The organism is Roseateles sp. Mitsp63, from assembly GCF_059491535.1.
This window is the reverse complement of sequence record NZ_CP168509.1, coordinates 2,862,998-2,875,140: the sequence shown is the minus strand read 5'-3', so window position 1 is coordinate 2,875,140 and position 12,143 is coordinate 2,862,998. Positions and strand designations below refer to the sequence as shown.

Genomic DNA, 12,143 nt, shown 5'->3' with positions numbered 1-12,143 from the left:
TCCCTCACTGGCACAGCGTCGTGCGCTGCACGTTGGCCGACATCGATACCACCACCGCGGACGTGCCGCCGTTGATGGTCATCTTGGCGCTGCGCACGCCCTTGGTCGTGCACTGGGTGTTCATCGCCCACGTCACCGTGCAGCTCTGCCCGATGTCCAGCGACTGCCCCGACGTGCAGCTCGACTGCGCCGTCACCACCGAGTAGTTGCCCATCCCGATCGAGCCGGCCGTGTAGGCCAAGCCCCAGCTCAGCGTGGTCGGTGCCAGGCCGGTGTTCTGGATCGTCAGCGACTTGGTCGGCGAGCCGCCCGTCAACGTGCCCCAGTCCAGCGTCATCGGCGAGGCCGACAAGGTCGTGCCGTCGGAGTACACGCGCAGCGAGTAGCCCGTGCCCACGCCCGTGCCGCCACTGAGCGCGCTCACGGACAGCGCACCGCTATACAGCCCCGGCGTGGACGAGGTGCTGACCACGACCGCGCCGCAGTTGCCGCTGCTGCCGGCGCACACGCCCGGCCCGCTGACCGACGTGCCGCTGCCCGACGCATACCCGACTGATGTGGCGGCCTGCCCGTCATTCGCGAGGTTGCAGGTGAAGGTCTGCACGGCCGTGGACGGCAAGGTCGCCGAACAGCCCGCAAAGCGCAGCGCCGGCGGCGTGAATACCACCAGCGAATAGCCGATGGAGGCGCCGGTGCCACCGTTCGTTGGTGAGGCGCTGAGCGTGCCCGCGTAGGTGCCGGGGCTGGCCGCCGACGTGACCGTCACCGCGCCGCAGTTCGACGACCCCGCCGCGCAGCTCGGCGGCCCGCCCACCGACACGCCCGAGCCCGCGCCATAGCTGACGCCGCTCGCGCTCGTCTGGCCGCTGTTGATCAGCGTGCAGCTCATGCTGCCGGCGGAGGTCGACGGCGCGGTGCTGGCGCAGTTCGCCAGGCCCAACGCCGGCGGCGTGTAGACCGCCAGCGAGTAGCCCGTTGACGCCGCGCTGCCGCCGTTGCCCGGCGTCGCGGTCAGCGTGCCGCCGTAGTTGCCGGCGCCGCCCGAGGTCGTCACCGTCACCGTGCCGCAATTGCCCGACCCCGCGGCGCAACTCGAGGGCCCACCGGCGGACGCGCCCGAACCGACGCTGTAGGCGATGCCGCTCGCCGCCGTCTGGCCGCTGTTGCCCAGCGTGCAACTCATCGTCGCGGCTGCCGTCGTCGGAGACGAGCTGACGCAACTCGCCAGCGTCAGCGCCGGCGGCGTGTAGACAGTCAGCGAATACGCCGCCGACGCGGCGCTGCCGGACGCTGGTGTCGCGGTCAGCGTGCCGCTGTAGCTGCCAGGCGATCCGGAGGTCGACACGGTGACCGCGCCGCAGTTGGCAGTACCCGCCGCGCAGGACGACGGTCCATTGGCCGAGGCGCCTGAGGCCGTGCCATAGACGATGCCGCTGGCCGCCGTCTGGCCGGTGTTGCCCAGGGTGCAGGTCATCGTCGCGGCCGAGGTCGACGGCGATGAACTGCTGCAACCCGTCAGCGACAGCGCCGATGAGGTGTTGACTGTCAGCGAGTAGGCCGACGACGCCGCCGTGCCCGACGACGGCGTAGCCGTCAGCGTGCCGCTGTAGCCACCTGGCGCGCCCGAGGTCGTCGCCGTCACAATGCCGCAATCCGCCGAACCCGCCGGACAGGACGCCGGCCCGCTCACCGTCACGCCGCTGCCCGCCGCGTAGGCGATGCCGCTTGCCGCGGTCTGCCCGCCATTGGAAAGCCGGCAGCTCATCGTGGCCGCCGAGGTTGTCGGTGCGGAGCTGCTGCAGTTCGACAGCGCCAGGGCTGGCGGAGTGGTCACCGTCAACGCGTAGATCGCCGACGCGGCGCTGCCACTGTTGCCCGCCGTCACGCGCAGCGTCCCGCTGTAGGTCGCGGGGGACGCGGTGGTCGTCACCACGACGAGGCCGCAGTTCGCCGAGTTGCCCGCGCAGCTGGGCGGGCCGCTCACCGTCGTCCCGCTGCCGCTCGAATAGCCCAGGCCAGTCGCGGCGTCGGGGCCACCGTTGGCCAGCGTGCAGCTGAAGGTTGCCGCGGCGTTGGTGGGTACAGAGCTCACGCACGCGGACAGCGACAACGCGCTGGCCGCAGCGTACGGCTGTACCGCTGTTTTTGTCACCGCGACGTTCGCGGGCAGGCCGATCAGCCAGGCCGCCGGGTTGTTGAGGTAACTCGTGACCGTACGCGTCGCGAAGGACGCGCCGTCCGAAGTGCTCACCGTCTCGCTCGCATCGGTCACGTTGCAGTAGGCATCAATGCCGCCGGCCGCCACGCTCGACGAGGTCGTCGCGATCGCGGTGCCGTTGAGATCACGCGTCTGCAGCGTCGACGACTGCGGATACGCACACACCGCGCCGCCCGACGTCGCCTGGCTGCCATAGCTCACCGTCGACAGGCTCAGCACCGTGCCGTTGGTCTGCGTCGAGCGTGTCTCCAGCGGCATGCCGATCGTGGGGAAGTCCTGGCTCACCGTGGTCTGCGTGGTGATGCCCTTGGTCCGGTCGATGACGCGCCGCTTCTCGAAGCCCAGCGCCCCGCGACCGCTCAGGTCGGCGCGCGCGCCCTCGTAGCCGTAGTCCGTCGTCAGCCAGCCGCCCACGCCGTTGCCCGTCTGCATCGACGACACCAGCGCCCCGCCACCGCCCACCAGGTTGCGCTTGGGGTAAGTCACCGCGGCACCCGGCGTGTAGATGCCTGGATCGCCCTGGCGCTTGTAGCTGAACCGGGTCGGTTGGCCCACGCCATTGGTCACCGTGTCGAGCAGGTCGGCGAAGCCGACATGGCCTGACAGGTAGACGCGCCAGTAGCCCGTCGTGTTCGACGTCATGACGTAGGACGCGCTGTCCGGACGTCCGTCGCCGTTGAAGTCCCCCGCATACGACACCAGCGCGGGACTCGTGTCACTCCCACCGCTGCCCGCGGGTCGCGGCGCGCAGGTCAGCGCGTACTGGTCGGCGTTGCCCGCGCCGTACGCGCTCAGTTGCAGCTGGCAGACCTGGCCCGCGGCGATGACGTCGGGCCGGCCATCGCCATCGAGGTCCCGCACATAGGACACGGGCCCGGTCGCGCTGCCCGCGCCCGGCAGCGCCAGGCAGTTCACCAGCGTCAGGCCGTTGCTGCGGCAGATCTCCATCCGCGCGGGATTGGTGCCATCGGTGATGTAGCCATTGACCACATCGCTCAGGCTGCCGTAGGGATCGCCGGTCACGTCGGCGGCGCGCGAGTCGCCGGGACTCGTCACGCCATCGAGCAGCATCTGTCCCGTCGAGGCGGCGGAGAAACTGACGAAGCCCGCATCGGTCGCGCGAATGCCCATCCACGCGCCTTTCGGATAGATCGACGGATTGTTGCGGCGCGTGCCGAAGTACTGGATGACGTCCACACGGCCGTCGCCATCGATGTCCACGCTCATCTGCCCGGTCTGGAAGGCCTGCACGCTCTCCTCGGTCTGGAGCTTGGCCGCGTACATGAACAGGAAGGAGCCCGGATAGGTCTGGCAGGTCCCGCCCTGGAAACCCGAACCCGTGGACCAGCAGATGCGCTCGTTGTCGCCGTTGGGGCCGGCGATCGCGATGTCGTCGCGGCCATCGCCATTGAAGTCGCCCACCAGCGCACCGCTGGTCTGGCCGTTGGCGTAGTAGTTGTTCGCCCCGTAGCCTGGCCACTGGCTGCAGTTGAAGCCCGAGCCGGTGGACAGACAGACCGTCCAGGTGCCCGGTCCGTCGACCTTCGGGTACACCGCCACGTCGGTCTTGCCGTCGCCGTTGAAGTCGCCGGTGACGACGTCGCGCGTCAGCGAACTCGAGGGCATCCAGTTGCTGCAATTGAAGCCGCTGCCCGTGGACAGGCAGACCTGCCAGTTGCTGCCGTCGCCGCGCATCAGGTCGACCATGCCGTCGCCGTTGAAGTCGCCCATGACGACCTGCGACTTCACCTGCTGGCTCCTGTCCCCATCGATGGCGAGCGAGGTCAGCGCGACCTGTGGTCCGCCCCAGTTGCCGCTGCCGGTGTCAGCCCCCGCGCTGCCGGCCGGATCGGCCGTGGTCCAGCTGAAAGTGGTTGGCGGCAGGCAATTGCCGGCAGCGTCGCAATCGCTGATGCGGTCCACCAGACTGCGGCCGTTGGTCGCGTTGACGACGTAGCTGATGCGCAAGTCGCGCGCAAGCGTGCCGCCATTGCCGTCGGCATCGGTGCCGGCGTAGGTCCGCACCGCCGTGAGCCGCTTGGAGTTGGTCAGCCGGCTGCCCGCCACGAAGGCCAGCTGTAGATCGGGCCGGTCCTCATAGACGAAGCGCACCGCGCTATAGGGCGCCAGGTTCGCGCCGCCGCCGCCCTGGTCGATGTGCCCGGTGTAGAGCACACGCTCCGGATAGGCCTCGCTCAGCGTCGCGGTGTTGCTCTTGCTGTAGCGCACGTCGTAGTAGTTGCCGCGCCGATCCATGACCCGCGACAGCGCCCAGGTCAGCACCGGCCGGCCCGTGCCCTGCGCCTCGATCGTCGCGTCGGCCGTCTTGCCGTAGGTGAACACCAGGCCCTTCCTGCCGCGGACCTCGAAGTAGTCCGGCCCCTTGGCCGGATCGCTGCCGAAGGACTTGACCTGGCTCTGGCTGTCGATCTGCACGCGGTACTCCGCGGCCGCGCCGTGCGTGCCGCTGCCCGCCACCATCAGCAGCCGCTGACCGTCCAGGCAGAACTGGTCCTCGGCCGTCAAGGTCACGCCACGGCGTACGCCGTCCTGCACGATCGTCTTGGGGCAGCGCGTGATCTGCGACAGCCCGTCCAGCCGCCATCCGAAGCCCATCGACGACATGCCCGACTGGCTCGAGTAGTCCAGCGACAGCGTCGGCAAGAGGCCGGCCGTGCCAGGAGGCAGCGGCAACGCAACGCTGTAGGTCGCCGCGCCGCCGCTCGAGACACCGGCCTGACCCGCCAGCGTCCCGGCGACGGGCCCTGACAGGTTGGGCGGCTGGATGGTGACGGCGGTCTGTGCCCACACCGCCAGCGTGCCCGCGGCCAGCGCCGCGAAGGCCGCTCGCCCGGCCCAGCGCATGGCGGTAATGGCCAGACGGCCGCTCGATGCATCGCCCCTCGACGACGCATGGCCTGCCTCGCGCATGTCGCGCAAGGCCTGGAGTTCTCTCTTCAAAGCTGCCTGCTCCCGATGTCCGGACAGGCGCAATGCGCCACGTCGCGTGAACCGGAGTCGGTCATGCGGCGCGGCCTCGCTGAGGATCCCTCCCTGTCGGAACTCTCTGTTGTTTCTTGTTGCACCGGAGATGCGCGAAAGCGCCACACCGAGGCGGACTCATTAGACGCGATGCGCTTCCCTCAGGCGAGCGCTCGGAACCCGTAATGGAAAGCCCACTTGCCGCGCTCGCGGGAAGGCGACAAACGCGACCGCGCGCGAGTGCGCGTATTACTACGAGCCGGCGTGCAATTCATAACGCCGTCGAACGGGCGATGACTGTTGCGCTGACACCGCCTCCGCACGACCCAACGTACTGTTGACGTTGGCGAACATTGGTGTTCACCTTGTCGAACTGAGCGATCAGCGTCGCCGAAATAAGCAGCCGCCTTCGGAACCTCGATTCCATTGAGACAACTGGACATCGAAGTAGTGCCCGACGGAGCCTCTTCGCCGACCAAAGCTGAAGGCATTCTTCTTGAAGCCGTGCCGCTTGAGCATCGGCGCCAAGCCGGTCTTCACCACTTCCTGGGTCGCTTCGCGCACTGTTCTCATGAATCACTCGCTCGTTTCACTACGTGCCCCTCGAACAAGAGACAGCAGCCTGAATATTCGCAAGCATGCCCCACTCACCTTCGCGCGTCGACTTCAGATGTTCCGACCGAGCTTGGCGTGCGTCAGGGCATGACGTCCTGACGCTTCACGGCTAGGGAATACCAGAATCTTTGCGCTGTCGGGTCGCCCGGCGGAAATCCGTTTTATAGATGACGGACTCGCACCGATTGGAACATTTGGCACCTGCGAGAACGAACGCGAGGCCGGCTCATCGCAGGCTTCCGCGTAGAACGAATCGGAGGGAGAGCTTGGCGCAACTAGGGCGGTATTCGCCGCAACTTCGCACAATTGAGGTGCGCCGCATCAACGCGACCACTTCAGCATGCCTGTCGCCAATTGGCGAGGTGGCTTTTCTTTCGAACGAGGACTTGCGGCAACTTCGACTCGATCCAGCCGCTCTGGAGCCTGAGACCATCCGGGAACTCAAGAGCCGGCACCTGCTCAAGAGCGTTGGCGCCACGCCAGGTGCAGACCGACTCTTCGCCTCGCGACTCGCTGCAAAGCGCTCCACCGCTGCGAGCGGCCCGGAACTCCACATCATCGTTCCGACGCTTCAGTGCGCGCATAGCTGTCAATACTGCCAAGTCAGCCGAGCGCTGGACGCCAAAGGATTCTCACTGTCGCCATCGCAAGTGCTGTCGGCCTGCGACCATGTCATGCGCAGCGGCGCCGAGGTTCTAACCGTTGAGTTCCAGGGCGGTGACCCACTCAACCGCTTCGACCTGATCGAGTTGGCCATCGAGGCGCTGGCTCATCATCCCGAGCGTCGAGGTCGAAAGATTCGCTTCGTGGTGGCGTCCACGCTGCACCAGCTCACAGAGGACATGTGCCGATACTTCGCGCAGCACGACGTGAAACTGTCTACGAGCATTGACGGACCCGCATGGCTGCACAACAGAAATCGTCCGATCCCTTCCCGGGATTCACATGCGCGCACCGTCGCCGGGATCGAGCTGGCCAAGACGGTGCTCGGCAAGGAGAGCGTCTCGGCGTTAATGACGACTACCAAGCTCAGCCTCGATCACGCCGAAGACATCGTCGATGAGTATGCAGCTCTCGGCCTCCCGGAGATATTCCTTCGGCCGTTGAGCCACTACGGCTTCGCAAAGCGAAACCTCCCGTTGCTCGGATACACGAGCGAGCATTTCATGACCTTCTATCGCCGAGCGCTCAAGCGCATCCTGTGGTGGAACGAGCGAGGCGTACCGATGCGCGAGGTCTATGCCAGCCTCGTCTTGAACAAGCTTGTTTCAAGCTTCGATGCGGGCTACGTGGACTTGCAGAGTCCAAATGCATCGGGGACCGCTGTCCTGGTCTACAACTACGATGGATATGTCTACCCAAGCGATGAGGCGCGGATGCTGGCCGAGTCGGGCGACACCAGCTTCCGCATGGGGCGTATCGGCGCACCCATGGAAGAGTTGCTCAAGAGTGAAGCTTTTGAGCGCATTCGAGCACTCGGGACGGTCGAAAACGATTCTGATTGCTCCATGTGCGCCTTCAGACATTACTGCGCCCCCAGCCCCGTGGACGCGGCCGCAGCCGGGGGAAGCGTCAGCTTGATCGCGACTCGCGATACTGAGCACTGCAAGCGCAACACGGCCTTGTTCGACGAAATGCTTGGCCTGTTGGCGCAGGCCCGAGCAGAGAGACCAGCTCTGGCCCGGCTGCTGCAACGATGGGCTTCACCCGCAGGAATGGAGGGATAGCCATGCGCGAAGTTCAACTCGCTGAGGTGTCGCCCGTCTCAGGCATCTTTCGTGTCTGGCGCAGCGATCCGGCAAGTGCGACCCTGGTTAGGCCATTCAACCCAGACGTTGAGGTCAAACTCTTCGAGATTCCCACCGCAGTCAATCGGAACCTGTCAGTTGGCTTGGAGGTTGGCGATGTCGTGAAGCTGAGCGCAGGACTGAGCAGGGTTATCGTCTGCTACCGGGAACGCGATCGCCATCACACCCTGTTTGTCACCAACCAGTGCAATAGCCGCTGCCTCATGTGTTCTCAGCCACCTACGCCGCAAGAGGACGGGTGGCTCTTTGATGAGGCCACGGATATCGTCAATCTTGTTCTGAAGCCGCCAGCGGCGGTCGGGATATCGGGCGGTGAACCGACGCTCCATCCTGCACGCTTGCGTGCCTTGCTGAATCTCTTGCACGCAAGGTGGCCAGAAACTCAGGTCGAGGTACTCACGAACGGACGCCATCTCGGAGACACGAAGGTGGCACGCACGCTCCTTGGCGGCTTGGCACCGGGACGAACCCATTGGCTAGTGCCGCTGTACGCAGGGCATGACGAAGCGCATGACTTCGTGGTTCAGTCGCCTGGAGCATTTGACGAGACCATTGCTGGCCTGCTGAATCTTCAAGAGTTTGGTCAGACGATTCAGCTTCGAGCTGTATTGATTCAGCCGGTGATTGACGGGCTGACCCCATGGGCACATTTTGTTGGAAGAAATTTGCCATTCGTTCATGCGGTTGCGTTGATGGCCACCGAGCCGGTCGGTTTCGCGTTGGCAAACAAGGCGATGACAGTCATCGACGTCCTCGACTACGCGCGAGAGCTTACGACCGCTGCAGACACCCTCATGAGCTACGGTTTGAAGCCGATCCTGATGAACATGCCTCTCTGCAAGGTTCCTGCGACGCTGCGTTCTCTTGCAGCAGTGAGCATCTCCGACTGGAAGAACGAGTACGCACCGGAATGCCAAAACTGCGAATTGAAACCCCGCTGTGCCGGCTTCTTTGTTTGGGACAACACGAAGATCTATCGCACAGGTTTGAAGCCCGTGCTGCGACGCGAATTGGAGGGATTGAATGTCTAAGTTCATCCGCACATTGGCGCTCTTCGTGGCCAGCGCGCCGCTGCTCGGTGCGAAGGCCAAGGCAGAGGCCGCCGGCCCTGCCACCGCCCCTTCGGAGGACCCCAAGCCTGTATCCCTTCGGCCATTGAACCTGGAGACAGATAACCTGTTCGCCGGACACAGGTCGCATTCGAGTCATCGGTCTCACTCAAGCCATAGCTCCCACTATTCCGGCTCGAGCGGTAGTTACGCTTCGCCTTCTCCCCCTCCGCCCGCGGCGTTCATCCCGCCAGCTTCGCCACCGGCCCCGAGTCCGGCACCAGCCCCACGGAACTCTCCTTCGCACCTGCTCGACGACCCGTCAAGTGACGAAAAGGGGATGAAGCCAAAGACGCCTCGACCGTCCGCGTCCAGCCCCCACGGCACCGCATCGACTCCGGGCGGCGCACGTGAAGACGCCGATGCTCCCCGCCTCAACAACGGCGAAAAGCTACGCCTTCAAGTCCTGCGCGTGCAGATTGCATTGAAGCGAACTGGTCTCTACGAAGGAGCGGTAAACGGCATCTTCAACGCGGAGACGCGAGAAGCGCTGTCTCACTTCCAAACCGTGAAGGGCCTTCCGGCAAGCGGGATGATGACAACTCCGACGTTGAACGCACTCGGAGTGCCTGCGGTCAATTGAACGGCGAAAGAAGTCGCGGACCGTGACCAGCCGCACTCCACGCAGCGCATTGAAGCGTCAAGGCTACGCCTACGCCTCGGCGAGCACGAACTTCGACTTCCCCGACTGCTTCGCCCGGTACATGGCCGCGTCGGCCTGTTCCAGCAGGGCGTCGCAGTCGGCCGGTTCATCGACGGGCGACGACGGCGCCGACGCGCCGCCGATGCTCGCGGACACCGACACCTGCAGGCCGCCGATCTCAAACGGCTCGGCGAGCCACCGCACCAGCTTCGCCGCCACCTTGGCCGCGCCCTGCGGGCCCGGGTGCACCAGCGCGATGGCGAACTCGTCGCCCCCCAGCCGCGCCACCAGGTCCCCTGCCCTCACCGCCGTGCGCAGGCGCTGCGCGGCCTCCTTCAGCAGCAGATCGCCAACCCCATGGCCATGGGTGTCGTTGACCTCCTTGAAGCCGTCCAGGTCCACATAGAGCACCGCCACGCTCGTCCCGTTGCGGCGCGCCAGCGCCAGCTGCTGCTGCACCATCTGCCGGAACAGCGATCGGTTCGCCAGCCCCGTCAGCGCGTCATGGTTGGCCTCGTGCTGCGCCGCGTCGAGCAGCCGCGCCGCATGCGTCAGCGCGCGTCCCACGCGATCGACTTCGATCACGCCCAGCGGCGGCACCTCCACCGCCACGCCCGTGCCCGTGCCCAGGGCCAGCGCCGGCTGCGTCAAGGCCTGCACCGCGCCCGCGATCCGGCCGCCGATCCGCCAGGCCAGCAACAGGCTGCCCGCCATCGTCAGCACGAAGCCCCCCACCAGCCAGGCCAGCGCCCGCATCAGCGGCGAATTCAGCCCCGCCCGCGGCACGCTGATGCCCACGGCCCACCCCGTGCCCTCCGACCGGACGAACGCCGTCTGCACGGCGACCCCGTCCAGGCTGGTCGTGTCCACCAGCCCCTCCCACTGCCCGCGCAGCTTGAGCAGCAGGTCCCGCGGCGCCTCGACGCCGAAGTACCGATCCGCGCTGCGCGTGCGCGCCACGACACGGCCTTCCCGGTCATACACCGTCGCCAGCCAGTCCGGATCCATCTGCTGTAGCGCCAGCAGGTCCCGCAAGCGGTCCGGCGACAGCCGCGCCCGCAGCACGGTCGCCCCCTGCAACTGCGCCGTCTTGTCCGCCGGCACGGCGACCGAGACCTCGATCAGACGCTCCAGCTCCGTCTCGCCGCGCGGCACGGCGGCAGCGCCCCCTGCCGCCGCGGACCCCGTCCGCAACACCCCGGACGCGGCGGCGCCGGCCCTGCGGGCCACCATCGACGCGGACCGCGGCTGACGGAGGTCCATCACCAGATTGCCGGCAGCATCCTCCAGCTGCAGCCCGGAGGCATGCAGCAGCGGCATCGCATCCCGGGCCTCGAGCGAGAACGCGGCCAGGCTGTCGCCCTGCAGCAGCTGGGACGCCGCGAGCACGCGCAGGCCGGACTCGACACCGCTCAGGTCCCGGTCCACCGCGGCCGCGATGGCGCGCGCGGTGTTCAGGCGGTCGCCCGCCTTCGCGTCCCGCATGCGCTGGAAGTCCAGCAGCACCAGCGCCAGCGTCATCAAGGCCAGCGGCATGACCGCGGCGATGACCAGGAACACCAGCCGCGACCGGATGGTCGGGGACATCGCCTCGTAGACGGAACTCAGCAGCGTGGTCAGCAGGAACAGCGTGGCCAGCCCCGCGATGACGAAGCCCAGCCAGGCGCCGCCCATGCCGCCGGCGAGCGCGCCGCAGATGCTGCCCTCCGGGAAGCTGGCCGCCGCCATGCCCGTGTAATGCATGCCCACGATCGCCGCGCCCATGACGACGGCGCTCGCGGACTTCTTCCAGGGCCCGGTGACGATGGTCTCGTGCCGCAGCCGGAAGCAGATCAGCAGCGCCGCCGTCGAGGCCGCCACCGCCAGCACCACGGACAGCGCGAACAGCGCCGGGTCGTACCGGATGCCGGGCTGCATCCGCATCGCCTCCATGCCGAGGTAATGCATGCAGGCGATGCCCAGCCCCATCAGCGTGCCGGCGATCAGCAGCCGCCGGCGCCCCAGGCTGGGCCGGGCGATCGTGTGCAGCGCCAGCGCCGACGACAACGCCGCCACCGCCAGCGACACCAGCGTGAGAGGCACGTCATAAGCCAACGCGATGGGCAGCGAGAACGCCAGCATGCCCACGAAGTGCATCGCCCAGATGCCGGTGCCCATCGCCAGCGCGCCGCAGCCGAGCCAGAACGCCGAGCGCGCCGGCGACCCGGCCGCCGCGACGACGCGGCTCGCCATGTCCAGCGCGACGAACGAGGCAATCACCGCCGTCACGATGGACAGCGCCACCAGCAGCGGGTCGTAGACGCCGGTCACGATGCCAGGTCCCCCGGAAGGCAAGCCGGCGTCACGCCGCTCGCGTCGCTTTTTTCGGTTTCGCCGCCGCGTCGTTCAACGCGGCGGCGGCCTTGAACAGCGCCTTCAGCGCCTGCTCGTCCACCGGGTCGCCCTGGCGGATGTCGATGGCCCGGCGCACGTTGCCGTCCAGGCTCGAATTGAAGAGCCGCGCCGGATCGTCCAGCTTCGCGCCCTTGGCGAAGGTCATCTTCACGACCTCCTTGTAGGTCTCGCCGGTGCAGATCTGGCCGTTGCGCTCCCAGACCGGCGTGCCCCGCCACTTCCACGTCTCCTCGACGCCGGGCACCGCCTCCTTCATCAGCCTGCGCAGCCGCGCGAGCATCTCGCCGCGCCAGTCGCCGAGTTCCGCGATGCGGGCATCGATCATCCTGGCCGCGTCGACGGCGCCGGCCTCGGCCGTGGTCGTGGTGGGCATG

7 protein-coding genes are annotated in these 12,143 nt (G+C 67.1%); 3 read left to right on the top strand and 4 right to left on the bottom strand.

The window, feature by feature from the left end; translation table 11 throughout:
• Positions 1–4: 4 nt before the first annotated feature.
• Together ACEN96_RS12640 and ACEN96_RS12635 are read right to left on the bottom strand one after the other, a co-directional pair.
• Entirely contained in the window at positions 5–5,179 is a 5,175-nt protein-coding gene (locus tag ACEN96_RS12640) for an FG-GAP-like repeat-containing protein (RefSeq protein ID WP_495588359.1), read from the bottom strand.
• A 402-nt stretch (positions 5,180–5,581) separates the two neighbouring features.
• Entirely contained in the window at positions 5,582–5,773 is a 192-nt protein-coding gene (locus ACEN96_RS12635) for a DUF4304 domain-containing protein (protein ID WP_495588358.1), read from the bottom strand.
• A 353-nt stretch (positions 5,774–6,126) separates the two neighbouring features.
• Between ACEN96_RS12635 and hxsB the strand changes: the two genes are divergently transcribed.
• From hxsB to hxsA, 3 genes are read left to right on the top strand one after another with little or no spacing between them, the layout of a single operon-like run.
• Positions 6,127–7,542, top strand: a complete 1,416-nt coding sequence (hxsB, locus tag ACEN96_RS12630; RefSeq protein WP_495588357.1) for a His-Xaa-Ser system radical SAM maturase HxsB — start codon at positions 6,127–6,129, stop codon at positions 7,540–7,542.
• A 2-nt stretch (positions 7,543–7,544) separates the two neighbouring features.
• Complete coding sequence (gene hxsC / locus ACEN96_RS12625) at positions 7,545–8,654, top strand: His-Xaa-Ser system radical SAM maturase HxsC (protein ID WP_495588356.1); 1,110 nt, start codon at positions 7,545–7,547, stop codon at positions 8,652–8,654.
• Complete coding sequence (gene hxsA, locus ACEN96_RS12620) at positions 8,647–9,315, top strand: His-Xaa-Ser repeat protein HxsA (RefSeq protein ID WP_495588355.1); 669 nt, start codon at positions 8,647–8,649, stop codon at positions 9,313–9,315. The genes hxsC and hxsA overlap by 8 nt, the downstream gene beginning before the upstream one ends.
• Before the next feature lie 69 nt (positions 9,316–9,384).
• Here the strand turns inward: hxsA and ACEN96_RS12615 are convergent, their stop codons facing one another.
• Positions 9,385–11,685 (bottom strand): diguanylate cyclase domain-containing protein, encoded by a 2,301-nt coding sequence (locus tag ACEN96_RS12615; protein WP_495588354.1) that lies wholly within the window; start codon positions 11,683–11,685, stop codon positions 9,385–9,387.
• Between the two features lie 31 nt (positions 11,686–11,716).
• Positions 11,717–12,142, bottom strand: coding sequence for a DUF1801 domain-containing protein (locus ACEN96_RS12610; protein ID WP_495588353.1), 426 nt, complete (start codon positions 12,140–12,142; stop codon positions 11,717–11,719).
• Position 12,143: the final 1 nt, after the last annotated feature.